Raw genomic sequence first — 21,158 nt, 5'->3', positions numbered from 1 at the left:
CTCGGTGTTTCTTATCAATTAAGCTATTGATATATTCTGTCAGGCTGGAGATGAATAGATGGAAGCAGCAACAGAGAGAACCCTTATCAAGGCCATGCTGCAACCAGGCTTCTACGACCATCCGGTCGAGCAAGTCACGCTGATCGAAACCCACATCTCCTGGGTCTTTCTCGCCGGAGATTTTGCATACAAGGTGAAAAAGCCAGTTAATTTTGGTTTTCTTGATTTTTCCACTCTTGCCAAACGCCACCATTTCTGTCTTGAAGAGTTACGACTCAATCGACGTTTTGCACCACAGCTCTACCTTGGTGTTAACCAAATCGGGGGGGATCCGGCTTGCCCGGAAATGCACGGCAGGCCGGCCCTTGATTATGCGGTGAAGATGAGGCGTTTTGCGCAACAGGATCAGCTTGATCGGGTGCTGGCGGCTGGCCTCCTGGGCGCCCGGCAGCTCGACTGCTTCGCTATCATGATCGCCAACGTTCATCAAGCCGCAGACGTTGCCGGGCCAGAACAGCCATATGGAACCCCGCAAGCAGTTATTGATCCTGTGCTCGAAAACTTCACCCAGATCAAAGCGCTGCTCTCCGTAAAAGAATATCGCAAGGTGAAAGGGCTTGAAGAATGGACTCGCAAGAGCTGCGATGATCAGCATGAAATTCTTTGGCAACGAAAGGCAGAAGGTTTTATTCGTGAATGCCACGGTGATTTGCATCTGGCCAACATGGCCTGGATTGATAATGAGCCCGTCCTTTTTGACTGCATCGAGTTCAACGACAACCTACGCTGGATTGATGTTATTAATGACATCGCTTTTCTGGTTATGGATCTGGATGATCGGGGAGAAGCAAAGCTTGGTTGGCACTTTCTGAATCGTTACCTGCAGGAGTCCGGGGATTATCAAGGGCTGGAGCTGTTGCGTTTCTACAAGCTCTACCGGGCCATGGTTCGCACCAAGGTGCTGTGCATGCGGCTGGGCCAACCCGGCTTGAGTGATACAGAAAGAAAACTGGACATTGAACGCTACCACAGTTACCTGGATCTGGCCGGCAGCTTCACGGCAAAGCCACCCAAGCGACTGATCATTACCCATGGGCTCTCCGGCTCTGGCAAGACTACTTTCGTTCGTAAACTTTCGGATAGCGGCGGCTTTATCCACCTGCAGTCCGACAGGGAGCGCAAGCGTCTGCACGGGCTGAGTGCAACAACAAACAGCCACTCGCCTCCCGGTGGCGGTATTTATGACGACAAGGCCAATCAGGCAACCTACGAGAGGCTGCAGCTGCTCGCCAAAGCAGTGCTTACCGCCGGCTATTCGGTGATTGTCGATGCCACCTTCCTGAAAAAGCTGCAGAGAGACAGGCTGCGCTGTCTCGCCGCAGAGTTATCGGCCCCTCTCGTCATTCTCGACTTCCAGGTTGCCGAGGCAGAATTGCGCCGCCGTATTCAACAGCGTGCTACTCAAGGGGTTGATATCTCGGAAGCGAACATGACGGTACTGGGTTATCAGTTGGCTGAGCAGCAACCGTTAACCGACGAGGAGCGTGAACTGGCTCAGACCGTCTGGCCCGATACAATGCCAGACGAGGTGGCTGACCGCCTTTCTGAGCGGGACTACGACCGAAACCAGGGGAGGTTCGACAGTTGACTCCAGGATGGCCCATGACTCGGGCTGTCAAGGGCAGAACAGAACCGACTGTTCTTCATTCCGTGGTAGCTTCTTCAGGCTGAGCGCTTCCGGGCATGCAGAGACGTTGAAGTCGACCAGATGAGTGGCGGCGTATAAAAAAATTGCTGCTGAGGTTCTCCTGTTTGCAGATACCATCTCTTAGCATTAACTCTATTGAAGAACCGGATTTCGGATGGTAATCTGTTAAAAATTATAAATGCTGATGGCAAACGTCCCGGCATTGATAAAGCCTGTGTCGTTTTTTAATCCTCATGACTTGGGGTCAACTTTTCTCCTGGTTCCAGGGGATGGGTTGACGTTGTTGTTTTTTGGAGAGCAGATGACGAAAAAGAAACCCCCGATTCCTTCTGATCAGCAAACATTAGATAATCATCAATACGACCCCTGCTTTGCGGTGGTCGGTATAGGTGCCTCGGCCGGTGGCTTCACTGCTGTCAGGCAGCTGCTCGCAACGATCCCCGACGATACGGGCATGGCCTTTGTCCTGGTCCAACACCTGAACCCCACCTACCACAGCAACCTTGCCGAGTTGCTTTCCAAAGCAACCAGCATGCCGGTTCTCACCATTGAGAACGACATGCCGATCCAGCCGAACAAGGTTTATGTCATTCCTCCGGCGCAGTCACTGTCGCTTGAAGGGCGAACCCTGAAACTGATGCCGCGTGACAGGGGCACTGTCCCAACTCTCTCTATCGATCATTTTTTTCTATCCTTGGCTTCAAATTTACATGAATCCTGTATCGGCGTGGTTCTCTCCGGCACAGGTTCCGACGGCAGCAAAGGCCTGAAGGCGATCAAGGCAGAAGGCGGAATAACCTTCGCCCAAGACGGAAAGAGCGCCGAGTTTCCAGAGATGCCATGCCATGCAATCGCCGCAGGCTGCGTGGACCTGGTCCTGCCCCCTGAAGGAATTGGCCGCGAAATCGCCAGGCTGGCACGGCATCCTGTCTTTCAGTTGCCGCCCAAGACTGCCACCTCAGCTGAAATCTTTGAGGAACTGGACAAGGATGTGATTGAACAGATCCTCGATAACTTGAAAGCTCTGGGGTTTGATTATGTCGGTTACAAGCGCACCACTGTCAGTCGACGCATCCTGCGCCGCATGGCGATCAATAAGTTGAATAAGCTGACTGAGTATGCCGACTACCTGCGAGAGCACTCTGAGGAGGCCGCCGCACTGAATGAGGATATGCTGATCAAGGTCACCAGTTTCTTCCGCGACCCGGCAGCCTTCGAAGCCCTCAGCCAAACAGTCTACCCTGCGATTGTTGACGGCAAAGGAGAGGACAACCCGTTGCGCATCTGGGTTCCCGGCTGCGCGACCGGACAAGAAGTCTACTCCATAGCTCTCAGCCTGCTGGAATTTATGGAAGCCCAAGGATATTCTGTGCCAATTCAAGTCTTTGGCACCGATATCAGCGAACCGGCAATCAACAAGGCTCGGCGTGGTTTATTTACAAAAGCTGAGGTTGCAGACCTCAGTCAGATGAGGCTACAGACATTCTTTGACGAAACCCGTGATGGCTACCAGGTTAAGAAATCGGTTCGTGAACTATGTGTCTTCGCTCGTCAGGACTTCACCCACGATCCACCATTCTCTCGTTTAGACTTGATAAGCTGCCGCAATGTCCTGATTTACTTCGATTCAAACTTACAGAAGAAGGTCATGCCCCTATTCCATTACGCTCTTAACCCCGGTGCCTTCCTCTTGCTTGGCGCTTCAGAAAGTATCGGCTCTTTCGATGAACTTTTTGTTCCTGCGAATAAGAGGCAGCGGCTTTTTTACAAAAAGAATGGTCCGCAACTAGCAGAGCACGAATTCAGTCAGCAACCGAAAGCGAATGTCATTAAATTGCCCCACTCGCCGTTTTTCGCTCCGCAGGCGGACTCTGCAACCTCGCCTGATTTACAGACACTGACCGACCGGATTCTGTTGTGCAAGTACCATCCGGCAGCAGTTGTGATTGACCAGGAAATGAATCTTTTGCATTTTCGTGGTGACACCAGCTTTTACCTGCGGCCTATGCCTGGCAAGGCAAGTCTAAAGCTAATGAAGATGGTGCATGATGACTTGCGCATGGAATTGCGCACCTTGATCTACAGCACTAAAAAAAAACAGACACCCCAGCGTAAAGAGAATTTGCGCATTACTCTCAAAGACGCTCTCCATGGCCTCAATCTGGAGGTTATTCCCTTTAGCGGGCCGGACAATACGGCCCTGTACCTGGTGCTGTTCGAGCCGCTGGAGTTGCAAAAAGACACCACACAGGGTCCAAAGGCCAGGCAAGGAATGGCCGCTTCTGCTTCCGAAGAGGAATTATTGCGACTGCGACAGGACCTGTATTCGACCAGGGAATATATGCAGACCCTGATCGAAGACCGCGACAAGTCGCTGGAAGACACCAAGATAGCGAACGAAGAAATCCTTTCCAGCAACGAGGAATTGCAGAGCATCAATGAAGAGCTGGAGACCGCCAAGGAAGAGCTGGAATCGAGCAACGAAGAGCTTTCGACTGTCAATGCCGAGCTACAGGCCAGAAATGCTGAGCTGACCCAGTCTCATGGGGACCTCCGCAACTTACTGCTTAGCGCCCAGATTCCTTTCGTGATTGTTGAAGCAGATTTGCGCATCCGCCTTGTCAGCCCAAATGCAGAAGGCACCTTCAACATCAGCCAGAACGACGTCGGACAACCGATCAGCGTCCTCAATTTACATCTATTATTGCCGGGTCTGGAAGAAATCCTGCGAAACACTATTCGCACCGGAGAGCCCTTTGAAAAGGAGATTCTGGATCGAAGAAACCTCTGGAACCTGCTGCGTATCCGCCCTTATAAAACCATGGAAGAAAAAATCGAAGGTGCGGTCATCACCCTTTTTGACATCGACCGACTGAAAAAGAGTATGCAGGACATCGAAACGGCCCACAAGTATGCCTTGCGCATCGTCGATACGATAAAAGATCCTCTGCTGGTTCTCGATTCCGAGCTTCGGGTCAAATCCGCCAACCCCGCTTTTTATGAAAAGTTCCAGGCAGCACCACACCAGACCGAGGGGAAAAGTATTTTTGAATTGGGCTCCGGGCAGTGGGATAATCCCGACCTGCGCTTGCTGCTTGAAAAAATTCTCCCCAAAAGCACACAGATGGACAATTTTCAGCTGACGGTTGACTTCCCCCACTTGGGGCCCCGGTCAATGCTTCTCTCCGCCCGCAAAATGCGTGTTAGGGAGACCGCTCAGGATTCCATCCTGTTAGGAATACAGGACGCTACAGAACGCTTAAACATGGAGGCTTCTCTACGGCAGGCTAAACGCGAGGCGGAAAAAGCAAGTCAGGCGAAAAGTGAGTTTCTCGCTACTATGAGCCACGAGATTCGCACACCGATGACGACAATCATCGGCGTTATTGAACTCCTGCAACAGGGCAACCTCAAGCCAGAACTCTTACGTTGCCTTGCTCTGGCTGACACCGCGGCGGAATCCTTAATGGAACTGCTTGGAGACATCCTTGATTTTTCGCGAATTGAGGCAGACAGGCTGACTCTGAAAAGGGAAAAATTTGACTTGCGCCACGGCATCAGCGAGGTCACAGACATCATGCAGTTGCAGGCAGAAAAGAAAGGTCTGGCCATGAGGCTGGACATCGGCAGTGATGTTCCAAAAGACTTTATTGGCGACCAGATGCGCCTGCGCCAGGTTCTGGTCAACCTGGTCAGTAATGCCATTAAGTTCACGGAACAGGGCGAGGTTAAAATCAGCGTCAATCTCTTGCCAGCCGAGCAGACCGAACAGAACTCGCCGATGCTTATTTTCTCGGTTCGAGATACCGGCATCGGCATCCCACAGGAAAATATTAAGGGTATGTTCAATGGGTTCACCCAGCTGGACAGCTCCAATACCAGGGAACATGGCGGAGTTGGTTTAGGGCTGTCGATCTGCAAGGGGCTGGTAGAGCGGATGGGAGGGAAGATCAGAGCCAAAAGTCGCGTTGGCGAAGGCTCAACCCTGTCTTTCACCATTCCGCTCCAGAGTGCCTCCGACGAGGACGAACAACCCTCAGCTCAAACGAAATCGGCCGGGGAGCTCTGCGTGTCTTTTAGGCCGCTGCGCATTCTCGTGGCAGAAGACGACCCGATGTTAAGATCTTTACTGACAATGCAGACGGCGGAAAGCAACCTCGATCTGGTTATCGTCGAAAATGGCCGTGACGCGATCGAGGCTTGGCGAAACTCAAGCTTCGACCTGATCCTGATGGATATTCAAATGCCATATCTCGATGGCTATGAAGTAACACGACTGATCAGGACACAGGAGGAGGAAGCCGGTGGGCACATCCCCATTATAGCACTCAGTGCTCATGCCAGCGAGGAGAGTCAGGAAATTGCACTGAGGGCAGGCATGGACGATTATTTGGTCAAGCCGCTACGCCTGGAGAAAATCTACGAAACAGTGGCCCGCTATGTTAAGACCGACGGTGAAAAACCTGATTAGCACTTATTATTGATGTAACCACGTAAGACAACAAAACTATGGCCACCAGGAGATGATCCAGGTGGCCATTTGAATATGTTAAGTCTGTAAAATCCAAGACAACATAATATTAAATAAATGGCTACAGATTCCTTTTTGATAAGCACCATTAGCGTTTACTGACTGGGGTTATCAAGTGAGAGACGGAGCGCATCATTTAGCGATATAATTTCGTGCCAAGCCTCGTTCAACATGCTGTACAAGGTATGTTATGATTCTCATATCGCACCTTTGTTTGTGCTGAAACTAAATGACTCACAGGCTTTTGAAGGGTTGCTTTGAATTGAGGATTAACACGCAAAACTGGATACGCCATTCGGCAATCAATCGGATGCAGACTTTGGCGTTACTTATCTTTCTGGCTGGGTACTTAGCGTTGCTGGGGTGGATTCTCTGGGGCTCCGACGGGATTTTCATGCTCATGGTGCTCGGCGTGATGCTGGTATTATTTAGCCCAACAGCTTCCCCGCAACTGGTCATGCGTCTGTACCGAGCGCGCCCTATCACAAAGAGCGAGGCTCCGCAGATTTATCAGGCGTTAAATGAGCTGTCTCGAAGAGCGGGGTTAAATGACCTTCCTGTCCCTCATTATTTGCCAACTAATGTTATCAATGCTTTTGCTGTTGGCACACGAGAGAAATCAGCGATTGCAATCACTGATGGACTAATCAGAACGTTAGACTGGAGAGAACTGGTCGGAGTGTTGGCACATGAGGTGAGTCATATTCGCAACAACGATATCTGTGTTATGGGTCTTGCTGACATGGCCAGTCGATTCACCAGTACGCTCTCGACCATCGGACAGATTCTCTTGCTGCTGAATTTGCCACTTATCTTATTTTCTGAGCACCATATCAACTGGTGGGCCGTGCTCATTCTGTTGTTTGCCCCCCAAATCAGCGCGCTGGCACAGTTAGGCCTCTCGCGGGTCCGCGAATATGACGCTGATCTTAATGCGGCCATGCTAACTGGTGACCCAGAAGGGCTGGCGCGGGCGCTGGTTAAACTGGAGAGAAGGCAGAACCCTCTTTGGCGACGCGTAATCATGCCAGGCTATCGAACACCAGAACCATCGCTATTGAGAACGCATCCACCAACAGAAGAGCGCGTAAATCGACTCCTCGAACTGGAAGAGGGCCTTCGCCCGAATGTTTTAACACCACCATATGAAAATTTATTTGCTGAGTGGGACTTAGCAAGCGGCCAACGGATTCGTAAGCCGCGGTGGCATGTTAGTGGTTTATGGCACTAATACGCTATAAAACCAAAAGAAATAATTAACGGGGGACTCTTAGTCGTGAGTCCCTCGACTTGACCGTTACTACTCCGCTTTCAAGGCAACGTACAATGCGCTGTCTCCCCTCCTGACCAACAACAAAATTACATTTCCGACCCCATTCCGTAGGTGTTTTATTGCATCTTCAACAGTCGATACCGCCTGCCTGTTTATCTGAAGGATCAAGTCCCCGTTTTTTAACCCGGCCCTGTAAGCAGCAGAGCCGCCCTCAACATTAGAGATTAAGACACCTTTTTCATTCTCATAGCCATAGCGGTCTGCAAGTTCAGGGGTTAGTTGGTGTAACCTGAGTCCCAGCTTTGAAACCTCATTCTCCTGCTGGTTTTGACTCAGACTGCTAGAGTCCAATTTACCGATTATGACTCTTACATCTTTTTTGTCGCCATCACGCAAAATGGTTAAGTTGACATTGCTGCCCGGAGTGGTTAATGAAATGCGGTTGCGTAAATTGGCAACGTTGACAACCTTGTCACCGTCAATTTCTAAGACAATATCACCTCGCTGAAGACCAGCGTCTTCTGCCGGAGATTTTTCCACAACCTGTGTGATCAAGATTCCTTCCACGTTATCCAGCTCAAAAGACTCAGCCAAGTCCTGCGTTATATCCTGAATATAAATACCTAGACGTCCACGTCTTACCTCCCCGTGTTCAATCAGTTGATCCCTGATGTCTTTTGCCATGTTTATCGGTATCGCGAAGCCAATTCCCATATAGCCACCGCTGCGACTGAATATGGCCGTATTAATCCCAATGACCTCCCCTTCGAGGTTAACTAACGGGCCGCCTGAGTTCCCCGGGTTGATGGCCGCATCCGTTTGAATAAAATCCTCATAATCACTCAACCCGATACCGCTGCGGCCCTTGGCGCTGACAATGCCTGCCGTCAGGGTGTGGGACAACCCAAAGGGATTGCCTACGGCAAGAACCCAGTCGCCAACTTCCAAGTCTTCAGAATTGCCCAGCTGTAAAAACGGCAAATCTGACTCATTAATTTTAATGACAGCGAGATCACTGCCGGGATCACTACCGATGATCTCGGCCTGATACTCTCGACCATCAAGCATTTGTACATAGACGCGATCCGAATCACCGACAACATGGTTGTTGGTCAGGATATAACCATCTGGAGTTGTCAAAAAGCCCGAGCCTTGACCGACTTCCTGTCTTTTTCTTGGAGGCGGCTGGGGACTGCGATCCTCAGGAGGCTCGCCGAAAAAATACCGAAAAAATTCATCATCAAAGGGACTGCCGTATGGTGAAAAAAACTGTGGGGCGTTTTGCGTGCTTACTTCCTTTTCGACCTTAATAAAAACGACAGCTGGTGAAACTTTTTTTACGACACTGCGAAAGGCCATCCCGGTCTGCTTTAAACTTTCAAGGCCTTGGTCATGACTCAACACGGTTGATGGGGTTGCTATGGCAAGAGCTCCTGTTATCAACAACACAAAGAGTACAAAAAGTGGTGTTTTCCAGCGCATAATAAACCCTCCCTACCCTTTCTTTTTGGGCCAATTATTGGTTCTGAGGTTAGCTCCTGTTTCGTTTCAATGTTATCAGTCTTTGCCGCGACTTCAAGCTAAGATAAAAGACTATAATCCAGCTACTTAACGGAATATCCTGGTTGATTTTTTGCCCCTTAAAATTAGGTTGTTTCCTGTTAACACTTTACAAGCATGATAGAATTAGAGGTGTAAGGGGAGATAAGTGAGGAGTTATGAGACACGGAAATCTTTGGTTTCATGATCATCACTGGAGAACAACAGGGAACCAGAAGAAGCATTGGCAGTTTATCCTGCAGATAGCTTTAATTGCGATGCTTGTTTTGATGGTGGTTATGTGGCTTTTCCCCGGTTCAACCTACTGATGTTAAATGAGTAAATCGTTCGGGGCCATAATGTGAGCTATGAATATCGTTCCAGTTCATTTTATCTTATTTTTTTGTACTCTTGCGACCCTCGCCCATGCTTCAAGTGTGGCTGAATTGTCGGAAGCGTTTCCTATTGTCTCTGGCGAAACAAGAACAACGATAACAACCGGCGGTGAAACCTTGATGGAGCTTGCTCGCCGTGAAGGTTTCGGCTACGAGATCGTGGCAAACAGCAACCGATCGGTTGACCCGTGGATTCTCAAAAGGGGCACAACGATTATCCTGCCAGGCCAGGTTATTGTACCGCGCGGATCAATCGCGGGCCTAAACATCAATCTGGCTGAGCTGCGGTTGTTTCACATCCTTACCTTGAATGACGGACGCTACAAAGTGAGTGTATACCCTCTCGGCATTGGCCGAGCGGGGAAAGAGACCCCTGAAGGGACTTCTTACGTCACAATAAAAAAGCAAGCCCCTCAATGGCGTGTTCCGGAGGAGTTGCGCAAGCAGGACCCGGCTCTGCCACAGGTTATGTCTCCTGGACCGCAAAACCCTCTGGGTGATTACTGGATTGGCTTGTCGAAGCCCGGCTATGGCCTTCACGGCACCAACCGCCCTTTTGGAGTGGGCAGGCGAGTGAGCAACGGCTGCATGCGTATGTACCCGGAGGATGTTGCCGTTCTTTATGAACAGGTTGAAATAGACACACCCGTGAGGATAAGTTACCAACCGGTCAAGGCGGCAATCCGTGATGACCGCCTTTTGCTCGAGGTTCATCCAGACTACTTGGGACGATTTGGTGATCTGTTTCAGCAAGCATTAACTGTGATTTCGAAAACGAGATGGGCTGGCGCGATCGACTACTCCCGGGTAAGAATCGTTGTCAGAGCACAAAGCAGCATGCCAGAAGTCGTAGGTCAGATATTAGACGAGTAGGATCTGGGTGCCTCTGGCAGAAGTTCTTTCTGGCAAAGGTTGAACAGATAAAGTGCGCATAGCACGGCCGAAGCATGACTGCTCCAGGTTTGATTCGCGCAAGCCGCCACACTGCCTAAGCGGCTGAGCTAGCTTACGTCGGCGCCACACATAGGTCTCTGCTTTTTTAGGAGCTACTTGCGCAAGCCCATTTCAAAAGCTTTGGCGGCTTTGTCCGCACTGTCCTGAGCGGAGGCTGCAGCGAGTTCGGCACGCTTGGCAGCAGTTTCAGCACGATCAGCTGATGAAGCTGAGTTTTTTGCCGAAGTCGCCGCACTCTTTGCTGCAGTCTCAGCACTTTGAGCGGAGGTCGCAGCGTTTTGAGCCGAAGCCGCCGCCGCATCTGCAGCCTTGAGAGCGGCATCAAGTTTGGCCTGATCATCCTGGCTCAAATGCGCCATACAACCACCTAAAAGCACTCCCACTATTGCCAGTAACGCCAAAAGGATCCTATTTGCCTTCATAATTTGCACTCCTTTCAACATGCGGGGATTTTGTGAGTATACTCAAATAAAAGCACAAAGAATGTCGAAGTCAATGACCAGCTTCTCAGTTAAAGGCAGAAGATATTATTATTTCATGCGGCGTCCCTAGGGATGTTTAAAAAATCGGTAATACGTAGATTTTCAGATGATGGAGAGAGAATGACAAAGCGGAAGTTTGAAGGCTTGCAAACCCTTGATTTTGCAAACTTAACAGAGGTAGGAACGCTTCTGCGTGGTTGTCTGGGCGGTATTGAGGACGATTATGGCAAAACAACTTAAAATTGGACTGGCCCTTGGGGGAGGTGCAGCGCGGGCTTTTTCCCACATCGGAGTCCTTGCCGGGCTGACCAAGCATGGCATCCCCATCGATATTGTAACAGGCACCAGCATGGGAGCGATTATCGGTGCCATGTTCGCGACAAGGCCTGACGTAGCTGCGATCAAGGCACGCTTTGCGGCTTACTTTGAAAGCGAAGTCTTTGCCAAGTCCGGCTTCAACTTTTTCAAGGAGCTTGATTCTCACGACGAAGGGCTTCTCGCTGAGATGGGCCGATTGGCGAGACGCGGCCTGTTTAATACTATGATGGTGACCAAAACCTCTCTGGTCAATGGGGACATTGCTGCAAACAGTTATGCTTATCTCCTTGAAGATTTACGCGTCGAAGAGACAATTATTCCCTTTGCGGCTGTCGCCCTCGACCTGCGGAGTGGCGAATCTGTTGTCCTCAAGCAAGGTCGGTTGCGTGAGGTGATTGCCGCCTCCTGTGCCATGCCAGGGGCACTTAACCCTGTCAAACTTGAGGGTCGATTGCTGGTCGATGGCGGCTGGTCTTCAACGGTTCCGATAACGGCCGCCCGCCAACTTGGTGCTGACTTTGTCATCGCGGTAGACGTGGGAGACGCACCCGGTGTGTTCAAAGAACCGCGCAATGCGCTTGATGTCATTGCCCGCGCCGATGCCTTGGCCCGCGCAGCACTCAACAGAGAACAGCTCCAGGACGCCGACATCGTTCTTTCACCAAAAAACGGGGTTACCCACTGGGCCGACTTTTCCACGACTGCCCGAGCAATTGAACGTGGTGAAGTAGAAGTGGAGCGGCAGATTGGTGCGTTGCAGAGCGCGCTCAAAAAGGCGAGCAGGCCAAAGGCTTTTGCCTTGGGGAGGCTTTTGGGGCTGCCACAGTAACTTGTGGAACTTTATGGTGCTGCAGAAAAGGTCTTGTTGCTCCTGGTCTGAAACAGCCCCCCTCCCCCCGCAAACGTTCGACTCATTTGTCACTTTGCTGCAAATGACGACAGAGAGCGAGGATTTCAGCTTGATGCTCCATCTCCTTTTGCTGAAGACGACACTCCATTTCATCAATCTGCCGTTTCATCATCTTGAGCCGCTCACGATATCGCAACACAAAATCTACAGCGCCAAGATCCAGGCCCATATCTTCGTGCAGGAAGCGAATCATTTTAAGCCTGTTGACGTCGTCATAACAAAGGCCTTTCACACCGTGAAGCATAACCCGCCCCTTGATCAACTCTTCACGCTCGCACTGAAGAATGAATTCTTTAGAAACCCTAACTAGCTGAGCGACAAGGCTATATTCAAAATGAGTTGCAGTAGGATTACGGGAAATTGTAAGAGGGTACTGTTTCATGGCTCTTCTCCCTGCTGACAGAAACAGAATGAATTTTTCAGAATTACGCACTTCAATCAATGGATCTTCTTCCACTTTTCAATTAGTTTTTTCTCTTCGTCTGTCAGATTCTGCGGCAGAAGAGTCTCCACTGTCACGTAAAGATCACCCCTCTGGTTCGGGTGACTGGACTTTGGCATTCCCATGCCTCGCAGGCGGAATACCCGGCCATTTCGAGTCTCGGGGGGGATCTCCAGAGTGACCGTTCGATCAATGCCCGGGACCGCGCTTTTGCCGCCCAACAACATTGTGAATAAATTAACTTGAACAGTGGTTTTTAGATCATCATTGTCGCGCAGAAAACGTTTGTCGGGTAAAACTTCGATGAGAAGATAAAGGTCCCCTGCTTTGCCTCCCCCGACACCGGCTCCACCTTGTCCCTTAAGTCGAACCCGCGATCCGGTCTTGACCCCACGAGGAATTTTGACATCAATTTTTCGGCCACCAGACCATTCCAGTACGCGCTTTGAACCGTGAAAGGCTTCATCAAGTGTCACCTGGAGGGAATGTTCTTGATCTCCACCCTGCCTTGATTGCATTTCACGGTAGAAACGTTTCTCTGCAACACCACTTTTGGTTCGCTGCTGGTTTGCTCCACCGAACAGGTTGTTGAAAAAATCCGAAAAGCCGCCTCTGGTGCCAAACAGTTCTTCAAAATCCTCAGGGTTGACCGTTTTGTAGGTGTAACTCCTGCTTTGTGAAAAAGGTCTTTCCCCCCAGTTAAAGTCTTCAGGCTTACCTCCGCTTCTCTGATATTGTTGCCACTGTGAACCAAAGCGATCGTATTGCTGACGTTTTTCAGGGTCGGAGAGTACCTCGTGGGCTTCGTTGATGTCCTGAAATTTTTGTGCGGCCGCGCTGTCACCGGGGTTGATGTCAGGATGATATTTCCGTGCCAGCTTACGATAGGCTTTTTTTATCTCCTTCGTACCGTCTTTGCGACTCACGCCCAGAATTTTGTAATAATCTTTGAATTCCACGGGGTCACCCTACGCCACAATCAAGGGGCGGAAAAACTGTGAAAGTCCAGGCCCATTTCACAGCCTTGCTCTCATGAAGTTTCCCCTGTTGCGCCCCTGAATACACTGACAACAATGCCTGAGGGCCCAATCCCTAAAAGACAAACAACAAGGTGTGACACCTGAAGGACAAGCACCACACCTTGGAAACCAGAACCGACTCGCTGATCCTAATGAATTTCAATCTGTTTACGCTTTCGAGCTACATCATGAGCTTTGGGCAAATGCACTGTCAAAAGGCCCTTTTTATAAACTGCTTTTATCTTTTTGTCGTCAATTTCGCAAGGCAATGGAATCGCACGGTAAAAAGAGCTGTAGGCCCTCTCTACACGATAATAGGACTTCCCTTCATCCTCCTTTTTGGACTCTTTGTTGCCTCGAATAACAATAGAATCCCGTTCCAGAGAGACATCAATATCTTTTTCATCCAAACCAGGCATCTCCGCCGTTACGGTCACCTCTTTATCGGTTTCAGAAACATCGGTGCGAGGCGCAAGCACCCCCTCTTCCAACGTTGCAGGCCAATCCCAGTCTTGCATGAAATCATCAAACAAGCGATCAATCCCCCAGTGAAGCCGTTGCAGAGGATGGCCCGTTCGCCTCTCTGTGCTGATATCCTTATTGTGTTTCCATGGAATTATATCTCGAAGTGTCATTGCTTATCACCTCCTCTGACGGCGGTTATGATACGGTGATTTCTATATGTCGAGGTTTGGCGGCTTCGGATTTGGGCACGTGAAGGGTCAGAACCCCGTTCTTCATTTCCGCCGAAATCCTTTCGGCATCAAAAATCTCTGCCAGTTGAAATTGCCGGTAGAAGTTGCCTGGCAAGAATTCACGCTGCCTAGACTCAGCGTGAAGATTTGTTTTGGCCTTGGCCTGAACAGTCAAAAGCCCCTGCTCTATATCGACGTTCAAGTCCTCCTTGCCAACCCCAGGCAAATCAGCCATCAGGGTTAAGCCCTCGTCGGTTTCAAAAATGTCAACAGCGGGCCGGATGAAAAGATCGTGAGTCTGTTCACGGCCTTCCAGTTCGCGACCGCCTCTTACTGAAATATCTTTTTGTCCCATGACGTCACCTCCGCTACTCTTTTCTTGGCATCCATGTCTTAGTGGGCTTTGACTGAAATTTTCTTTGGCTTGGCCTGTTCCTGAATCGGCATCGTAACCAAAAGGACGCCGTTGCTGAACTTGGCGACAATCTTGTCCGCGTCAACATCGCAAGGCAGGTCTACGGTCCGCATAAACTTGCCATGGCCGCGCTCGCGACGATGCCAGGTTCGTTGAGGACCGGTTTCTTCTTTGCGCTCTCCGGTGAGGGTTAAAACACCGCGCATTACTGTCAGATCAAGGTCCTTGGCCTCGACGCCAGGGACAAGAGCCTCAACGAAGACGTTGTCATTGTCTTGCGCAACATTGATCTGGGGAAATCGTTTCAAACCCATACCCGGGAGAAATGAAGGTTCTAAAAAAGACCCCATTCCAAACCCTTTGAAAGCACCATCAATTTCTCGACGCAAACTTTCCATTTCTTTTAAAATGTCCATTTCCATGGCTAGCTCCTCCTCTATTGGCTTTGCCTGTTTAACAAAAATTGCCCCCTCTATCAGTACTCTTATCACCAGACTTTAAGATGTCAACAGACAAACAAAATAAACACAAAAACAGTAAGTTGAGTAAATTTTCAACAACTTCTCATTTACAAAATAGGGTTTCTTTTAATGCACGATATGCTCTTAAATCAGCAAAACAAATGATCGATATTGTTACTTATTTCAGAAGGGTTGCTTGGAGATGGAACTCCATCCTAATTGTGATGAACTCACCAACCAAAACAGAGGTCGAGGGAAAACGCTTGAGGAGAACAGCAAGGCAGCAAGACTTCTCACCCGTTAAGAGCTGAAGTTGTCAAGGGCTGCGAACCGGGAGAAAAACGAGAGACGACATGAAGGTCTAGACAATGGGAAATCAAAAAAAAACAGTGCCTGCGAGGATTTGGCCAGGCACACCTTTAAAAATTCAAACGAACTCTTCACGTTACACTAGTGGGACATGAGTACCGGAATGGTCATTGATTCCAATGTGGTGCGGGTCGCACCACCGAGAATCCACTCCCTGACTCGAGAATGCCCATAACAACCCATGACAAGCAGGTCGACAGATAAATCTGATGCTCGTGACAGCAGTTCATTGGCAACCCCGATTTCGACACCATGGCTCTCTTCCACCTCGACGCCGACACCATGACGAGAGAGATACTGAACTATCTGTTCCGTGGAGATGCTTTCGTTCTCGCTCGCTTTTGATTGGACCGTTATAACATAGACCTTGTCTGCCAGCTTGAGAAAAGGGATCGCATTAGTAACGGCGCGTGCTGCCTCCCAACTTGCATTCCACGCAATAATAATACGCTTTCCTACGCAGGGAAAATCACCAACTTCCGGCACAACCAGGACTGGTCGCCCGGCAGCAAGGATTAAACGTTCTGGGAAATCCTTATCGATTCCCGAGTCGTCTGTAGTCTGACCAATGACAAGAAGATCAGCATAGCGTGCTTGCCATGACATGGCAGAGACTGGGTCATCGTGAGCAGTATGCCATTCCTTATTCTCTAAGCCAGCAGCTGAAGTTTGTTTATGAAAAGCCTCTCCCGTTTGTGACATGGCCTCGGTAGCAAGCTTCTGCTGGGCCGCGATTACCTCAGCCCCCATATGAGCCATTATGTATCCGGGTGGGGTGTATGGAAAAAATGCGTGTAGCCCAACCAGACAGGCCTCGTATTTCTTAGCCAACTGAATAGCAACTTCAAGGCGCGCTGCACAACGTTTGTCTGAATTGATATGAACAAGTATGGTTTTGTAGCTCATGGTGCCCCCTTATACGACCGTCTTCTTAGGGTTCTGGTTTCACAAAGCCGTGTTGATTTTGCAGTAATGCTCTACATCTTCAATCCTAATATTCGGGCCCTGAATGTGGTTAGCCCATACTAATCCTTATATCAGGCGGAAAGTTCATGTCAAACAAACCCAAGCCAAAGATGTCCGGAGAATCAGGCCTCCTCAAGGGCCTGTTTTTCTTTCTGACGTTGCATATGAAACATCAATGCATCAGTCAGAAAAAACGTGGCCCAAGGTGAAACAGAAACAGGATCCTTTGCCTAATCCTTCAGACTCTACCCAGACACGTCCTCCATGCGCTTCAATGATTCTTTTGATAATGGCCAACCCGGTTCCGTTTCCATTGCTGTCTTTATCAAGTCGCTTAAAAAGTTCAAAAATAGTGTCAAAATGTTTCTCTTGAACACCAATACCGTTATCTTTGACGAAAAATACGGTTTGGCCAGGTTCGAACCGACAGCCGATTTCAACCTGGTTTGGTTGTTGACCAATATATTTGATGGCGTTGTCCAGCAGGTTTTCAATGACTTCAAGCAGGCGTTCCCGATCACCCAGGACCTTCGGGAAGGTCTTATCCTTTGTCACCTTTATGCAACTATCGCTTAATCTTTGTGCCAGAATATTGATCGCTTCGTCGATGATTTCGCCAAAATCGACTTCATCAGTCGGCTCAATAATTTTACCTATTTTGGCAAGGTTGAGCAGTTCATTGATGCGATGTTCCATGCGGCCTGTGATCTCTGAGATGCGCTCAGCGCAAATATGGGCCTGACCAAGGTCACCTTTAGCGAGTCGATCATTGAGTAGCTCGGCAAAGCCTGCAATTGCTGCCAGGGGAGTATTTAAGTCGTGCGAAATGGTGTGAGCAAACTGCTCGAGTTCTTCCGTTTTGGCCGTAAGCTCATCGAGCAACCTTAGATCCTGTTTAGCCAAAACATGGCTGATGGTCCTTGATACCTGTAATGATATTTCATCGATCAGCAGGCGTTCCTCTAAAAGGAAAGGGCCATCTGCCATGGGTGGGTGTTGCTCCTTATCATAGATTTCTATGAGTCCTACTTTTTGGCCGCGGACATTCAGGTCGCTTGAAAGCCTCCATGCTGATACAGCAAAAGCCTCGCTCTGGAAGATCTTTTCTTTAAAAACAATCCGGGCACAGGTTGTTTCCGGGTAGTGACAGGCCGGGGGAATGATTTCAACGACATCCTGAAGGAATTCGTCCAGATCAAGATTGGGACGGTTTGACCTAACAGAGAGTTTGTAAAGACAGGTTAACTCCTTGACGCGCTCGTGTAATTTTCTTTCTGCTCCTTTAAGGGATGTTATGTCGATGCCGACGCCCCAATTTGCCCACCCATCAACGGGATGACTCCTTGAAATATTTGAAAAAGCGATGTCTTTCACCTCGCCGTCTTTTGCGACCAACTGCCATTCCCAATTACGGTAGCAATCTCCTTTGTTTTTGTAGAGGTCTAACATTTTCTTCCGATAATCAGGATCTGGACAAAGCAGTTCCATTGCCTCCGGATTACCAATCATTTCACTGGCGGTATAGCCTGTAATCCGCGCGGCTTCGTTGTTCCATGCACATAATCGAGCTTGAGAATCAAAGGCAAACAAGAGCACCGGCATTTGTTCGATGATCGTTTTGAACCGAGTACTGAGCTGCTCCAGGGCAACAAGCTGTGTTTTGCTCTTGTCAATATCCGTTATCGTTCCGACGTGTCCGGTGACAATTCCGTCTTCCGAGAGGACCGCACGGGCATTGCCAACAACCCAAGTTACCTTGCCCTGAGGTGACGAAAAACGATACTCGGCCCAAAAGGGTTGGTTGTTCCTGATAGAGGTCTGCCAGCGTGCTGAAACATTTTCCTGGTCTTCTTCATGAATAGCCAGAAGCCACCCGTTACCTTCTGCCTGTGCGGGAGAAAGTCCTGAAATTTCGCACCAACGGCGGTTGACATGGAGACAATGCCCCTCGACGTCAGTGAAAAAGATTCCGACCGGCGAAATGTCTGCAAGTGCTTTGTACCAACCCTGATCAACAGGTGTTGGCCCGCATTCTGAGAACTGGGTCGCCATTTCAATCTCTCCCTCGTCTACAAAGCTTCAATCGATATTTTCGCACCCTCTTCCAGTAAGGAGCAGAGTGCGTCAGGTGCTGGGCTTTGCACCGTGTTGTCAGACAGATTTTATTATTTATTGCTGTCTTGTTTCTTCAATGTGTTCCGAAGGAAAGGCAGCGAACAAAACGTCTTCAATCCGTTCAACGAAGATCAAGTCCATCTCGGCCTTGACCTCGTCCGGTAGCGAGGTCAAGTCCTTTTGATTCTCACGCGGAAGGATCACGCGCTTGATGCCGGCCCGCCTGGCGGCGAGGATCTTTTCCTTGACGCCACCGACAGGCAGCACCAGCCCACTTAAAGTAATTTCTCCGGTCATCGCTGTGTCGTTGCGTACAACCCGTCCCGTGTAGAGAGAGGCTAAAGCTGTCGCTATAGTGACCCCGGCAGAGGGGCCATCCTTGGGGATGGCGCCCGCCGGGACGTGAATATGCACGGCTTCTGCGGTTTTTTTGATATCGAATTCCTGGCAGTGAGAAAGTACGTAGCTGTTCGCGGCAATGGCCGATTCTTTCATCACTTCACCGAGGTGGCCGGTCATCGTCAACTTTTCACCTTCTGGAAGTTCGATGGCTTCGATGTAAAGGACATCGCCACCAGCCTCTGTCCAGGCCAGCCCGGTGGCGACTCCGGGTAGAAGGTTCTGGCGAAGCTGCTCTGCAAAAAAACGCTCAGGGCCAAGCATCTCCGGCAAATCGGAGATCCCAATGGTGGACGGAGACGTTTCTCCCTGGGCAAAGGGAACCGCAACCTTTCGTGCCAGACGACCCAGCATGCGCTCGAGTTCGCGGACTCCAGCTTCACGTGTATAGCGTCGAATGATCGTTGCCAGGGTTTCTTCCGGGAGAAAGAGTTGATCGTCTTGCAGGCCCGCTTCGCTTCTCTGACGGGGGAAGAGATACCGATTCGCAATCTCGATTTTCTCCTCATCGCTGTAGCCGCTTAAATGTAGCGTTTCCATCCGGTCGAGCAAGGGTTTGGGAATGGCATCGACCGTATTGGCCGTGGTAATAAAAAACACCTTGGAGAGATCGAAAGGAAGGTCAAGGTAGTTATCGTGGAACGTGTTGTTCTGCTCCGGATCCAGAATTTCCATCAATGCAGAAGCTGGATCACCTCTAAAGTCATGGCCGAGTTTGTCGATTTCATCGAGCATGATCAGCGGGTTTTTGGTCCCTGCCCGGCGAATGGACTGAATGACTCTGCCCGGCATAGCCCCTATATATGTACGCCTGTGGCCACGAAGTTCCGCTTCGTCATGCATGCCACCAAGGCTGAACCGGTCAAACTTACGATCCAATGCCCTGGCGATTGAATGCCCCAGTGAGGTTTTGCCGACTCCCGGCGGCCCCACCAGGCAGAGAATGGGAGACTTGGCTTGCGGGTTGAGTTTCATGACGGCAAGCTGTTCGACAATGCGCTCTTTTATTTCTTTCAAATTGTAGTGGTCTTCATCAAGGACCTGGCGAGCATTCTGTAAGTCGAGGTTATCGGTTGTCACCCTGTCCCACGGCAGATCAAGGGTTAAGCTCAAATGGGAGAGCAGGACCTGGTGTTCCGGTGACGAGGAGGGAAGCTGTTCAAGACGAGACATCTCTTTTTCAACCTCGGCTTGAATACTCTCCGGCAAAGAGCTCTGCGCGAGTTTTTCTCTTAAGCCAGAGGTCTCTGTCTCCGGGGTCCCCTCTCCTAACTCCTGCTGCATGGCTCTGATTTGCTCGCGCAGGATATAATCGTGCTGTTCCTTGCTCATTGTGTCATTTGCACGATCGGAGATTTTCTTGCGAACCTCAAGAATCTGAATTTCGTGACGCAGAAACCCCCGGAGTGTCGACATGGCCTGGTTGTCATCCGGCGCTTCCAGCAGGGCTTGTTCCTTAGCCAGATCAAGCTGCAGCAGTTTGGCCAAAGTGTAAACGGTCACCATAAAGCCTACGCCCGACGCGACCACAAGCGGGAGTTTGTGGTCAACATCGGGGTTGCTGAGAGCTAGATATTGACCGGATAGGTCAAGGACCTCTCGCTGCAATGCCTCACTCTCGACACTTTGCCTTGTTGTCACCGGTTCTGGTCTTACTTGGGCTTTCAGGAAAGGTTGCTGCTGGGTAAAATGAACAACTTCGACGCGCTCAAGACTCTGGATGATAACTTGCAGGGTTGAGCCAAACCTTGCCACGACGGTGAGGTTTGCCGTGGTGCCAATTGAGTAGAGGTCATTGCCCCTGGGGTTTGTTTGGTTGATATTTTTCTGGACAAAGAGAGCAACTCTCTTTAGCTCAACAGCCAAAGCCGCTTCAACGGCATGGACTGCGGCAGGGTCTTGAATTGTGACAGGCATAGCTAAGCCAGGAAAGCACACGGCATTTTTCAAAGGCAAGACTGGCAATGTGTATGTCTGACTTTGAGAGTCCATACTTTTTAGCCCCTAATCCCGCGACCCGTTCAATACCTTTGTATTTAAAGATCAAAAACCGCACTACACGTATGTTCTGATATTTAGGATCTCAGCGCTCTTTCGTCTGCCTCTTCAGGCTAACACCAAAACCTGTCAAAACAAGAGGATGCGTTAGTGGTACACCTTTGACACA

The 21,158-nt window shown here is 49.9% G+C and carries 16 protein-coding genes; 6 read left to right on the top strand and 10 right to left on the bottom strand.

Annotated features, from left to right (window positions below; translation table 11 throughout):
• Positions 1 to 58 precede the first annotated feature (58 nt).
• From P9J64_02295 to P9J64_02285, 3 genes are all read left to right on the top strand, one after another.
• Positions 59 to 1,648 (top strand): AAA family ATPase, encoded by a 1,590-nt coding sequence (locus P9J64_02295; protein MDG5467147.1) that lies wholly within the window; start codon positions 59 to 61, stop codon positions 1,646 to 1,648.
• 361 nt (positions 1,649 to 2,009) lie between these two features.
• A complete protein-coding gene (locus P9J64_02290; GenBank protein ID MDG5467146.1) occupies positions 2,010 to 6,179 on the top strand; it encodes a chemotaxis protein CheB in 4,170 nt (1,389 codons plus the stop codon).
• Positions 6,180 to 6,468: 289 nt separating this feature from the next.
• A complete protein-coding gene (locus P9J64_02285; GenBank protein ID MDG5467145.1) occupies positions 6,469 to 7,470 on the top strand; it encodes a M48 family metalloprotease in 1,002 nt (333 codons plus the stop codon).
• 69 nt (positions 7,471 to 7,539) lie between these two features.
• On the opposite strand, the gene P9J64_02280 is transcribed toward P9J64_02285, so the two are convergent.
• Complete coding sequence (locus P9J64_02280) at positions 7,540 to 8,994, bottom strand: DegQ family serine endoprotease (GenBank protein ID MDG5467144.1); 1,455 nt, start codon at positions 8,992 to 8,994, stop codon at positions 7,540 to 7,542.
• Between the two features lie 236 nt (positions 8,995 to 9,230).
• Between P9J64_02280 and P9J64_02275 the strand changes: the two genes are divergently transcribed.
• Together P9J64_02275 and P9J64_02270 are read left to right on the top strand one after the other, a co-directional pair.
• On the top strand, positions 9,231 to 9,380 hold the full coding sequence (locus tag P9J64_02275) for a hypothetical protein (GenBank protein ID MDG5467143.1): 150 nt from the start codon (positions 9,231 to 9,233) through the stop codon (positions 9,378 to 9,380).
• Positions 9,381 to 9,488: 108 nt separating this feature from the next.
• Positions 9,489 to 10,319 carry a L,D-transpeptidase family protein gene (locus tag P9J64_02270; protein ID MDG5467142.1) on the top strand — a complete coding sequence of 277 codons (831 nt, stop codon included), beginning with the start codon at positions 9,489 to 9,491 and terminating at the stop codon, positions 10,317 to 10,319.
• 173 nt (positions 10,320 to 10,492) lie between these two features.
• On the opposite strand, the gene P9J64_02265 is transcribed toward P9J64_02270, so the two are convergent.
• Positions 10,493 to 10,822: a hypothetical protein gene (locus P9J64_02265; GenBank protein ID MDG5467141.1), complete on the bottom strand. Its 330-nt coding sequence runs from the start codon at positions 10,820 to 10,822 to the stop codon at positions 10,493 to 10,495.
• A 283-nt stretch (positions 10,823 to 11,105) separates the two neighbouring features.
• On the opposite strand from P9J64_02265, the gene P9J64_02260 reads away from it, so the two are divergent.
• Entirely contained in the window at positions 11,106 to 12,029 is a 924-nt protein-coding gene (locus tag P9J64_02260; GenBank protein MDG5467140.1) for a patatin-like phospholipase family protein, read from the top strand.
• A gap of 82 nt (positions 12,030 to 12,111) precedes the next feature.
• Here the strand turns inward: P9J64_02260 and P9J64_02255 are convergent, their stop codons facing one another.
• The 8 genes from P9J64_02255 to lon all read right to left on the bottom strand — a co-directional run bounded on the left by P9J64_02255 (position 12,112) and on the right by lon (position 20,983).
• Complete coding sequence (locus P9J64_02255; GenBank protein ID MDG5467139.1) at positions 12,112 to 12,492, bottom strand: hypothetical protein; 381 nt, start codon at positions 12,490 to 12,492, stop codon at positions 12,112 to 12,114.
• A gap of 56 nt (positions 12,493 to 12,548) precedes the next feature.
• Entirely contained in the window at positions 12,549 to 13,511 is a 963-nt protein-coding gene (locus tag P9J64_02250; GenBank protein ID MDG5467138.1) for a J domain-containing protein, read from the bottom strand.
• Positions 13,512 to 13,720: 209 nt separating this feature from the next.
• Complete coding sequence (locus tag P9J64_02245; GenBank protein MDG5467137.1) at positions 13,721 to 14,206, bottom strand: Hsp20/alpha crystallin family protein; 486 nt, start codon at positions 14,204 to 14,206, stop codon at positions 13,721 to 13,723.
• Between the two features lie 25 nt (positions 14,207 to 14,231).
• Entirely contained in the window at positions 14,232 to 14,621 is a 390-nt protein-coding gene (locus P9J64_02240; GenBank protein ID MDG5467136.1) for an Hsp20/alpha crystallin family protein, read from the bottom strand.
• 38 nt (positions 14,622 to 14,659) lie between these two features.
• Complete coding sequence (locus P9J64_02235; GenBank protein ID MDG5467135.1) at positions 14,660 to 15,103, bottom strand: Hsp20/alpha crystallin family protein; 444 nt, start codon at positions 15,101 to 15,103, stop codon at positions 14,660 to 14,662.
• A gap of 489 nt (positions 15,104 to 15,592) precedes the next feature.
• Positions 15,593 to 16,417: a universal stress protein gene (locus P9J64_02230; GenBank protein ID MDG5467134.1), complete on the bottom strand. Its 825-nt coding sequence runs from the start codon at positions 16,415 to 16,417 to the stop codon at positions 15,593 to 15,595.
• Between the two features lie 240 nt (positions 16,418 to 16,657).
• Positions 16,658 to 18,529, bottom strand: a complete 1,872-nt coding sequence (locus P9J64_02225; GenBank protein ID MDG5467133.1) for a PAS domain-containing sensor histidine kinase — start codon at positions 18,527 to 18,529, stop codon at positions 16,658 to 16,660.
• Positions 18,530 to 18,646: 117 nt separating this feature from the next.
• Positions 18,647 to 20,983 carry an endopeptidase La gene (gene lon, locus P9J64_02220; protein MDG5467132.1) on the bottom strand — a complete coding sequence of 779 codons (2,337 nt, stop codon included), beginning with the start codon at positions 20,981 to 20,983 and terminating at the stop codon, positions 18,647 to 18,649.
• Positions 20,984 to 21,158: the final 175 nt, after the last annotated feature.

The organism is Deltaproteobacteria bacterium IMCC39524, assembly GCA_029667085.1.
Classification (GTDB): Bacteria; Desulfobacterota; Desulfuromonadia; order Desulfuromonadales; family BM103; genus M0040.
This window is presented reverse-complemented; position numbering and strand designations above follow the sequence as displayed.

What these genes read in the sequence shown, in the direction of transcription:
- P9J64_02295 (MDG5467147.1), top strand. Translation starts at nt 59, where the DNA reads ATGGAAGCAGCAACAGAGAGAACCCTTATCAAGGCCATGCTGCAACCA.
- P9J64_02290 (MDG5467146.1), top strand. Translation starts at nt 2,010, where the DNA reads ATGACGAAAAAGAAACCCCCGATTCCTTCTGATCAGCAAACATTAGAT.
- P9J64_02285 (MDG5467145.1), top strand. Translation starts at nt 6,469, where the DNA reads ATGACTCACAGGCTTTTGAAGGGTTGCTTTGAATTGAGGATTAACACG.
- P9J64_02280 (MDG5467144.1), bottom strand. Translation starts at nt 8,994, where the DNA reads ATGCGCTGGAAAACACCACTTTTTGTACTCTTTGTGTTGTTGATAACA.
- P9J64_02275 (MDG5467143.1), top strand. Translation starts at nt 9,231, where the DNA reads ATGAGACACGGAAATCTTTGGTTTCATGATCATCACTGGAGAACAACA.
- P9J64_02265 (MDG5467141.1), bottom strand. Translation starts at nt 10,822, where the DNA reads ATGAAGGCAAATAGGATCCTTTTGGCGTTACTGGCAATAGTGGGAGTG.
- P9J64_02260 (MDG5467140.1), top strand. Translation starts at nt 11,106, where the DNA reads ATGGCAAAACAACTTAAAATTGGACTGGCCCTTGGGGGAGGTGCAGCG.
- P9J64_02255 (MDG5467139.1), bottom strand. Translation starts at nt 12,492, where the DNA reads ATGAAACAGTACCCTCTTACAATTTCCCGTAATCCTACTGCAACTCAT.
- P9J64_02245 (MDG5467137.1), bottom strand. Translation starts at nt 14,206, where the DNA reads ATGACACTTCGAGATATAATTCCATGGAAACACAATAAGGATATCAGC.
- P9J64_02240 (MDG5467136.1), bottom strand. Translation starts at nt 14,621, where the DNA reads ATGGGACAAAAAGATATTTCAGTAAGAGGCGGTCGCGAACTGGAAGGC.
- P9J64_02235 (MDG5467135.1), bottom strand. Translation starts at nt 15,103, where the DNA reads ATGGAAATGGACATTTTAAAAGAAATGGAAAGTTTGCGTCGAGAAATT.
- P9J64_02230 (MDG5467134.1), bottom strand. Translation starts at nt 16,417, where the DNA reads ATGAGCTACAAAACCATACTTGTTCATATCAATTCAGACAAACGTTGT.
- P9J64_02225 (MDG5467133.1), bottom strand. Translation starts at nt 18,529, where the DNA reads ATGGCGACCCAGTTCTCAGAATGCGGGCCAACACCTGTTGATCAGGGT.
- lon (MDG5467132.1), bottom strand. Translation starts at nt 20,983, where the DNA reads ATGGACTCTCAAAGTCAGACATACACATTGCCAGTCTTGCCTTTGAAA.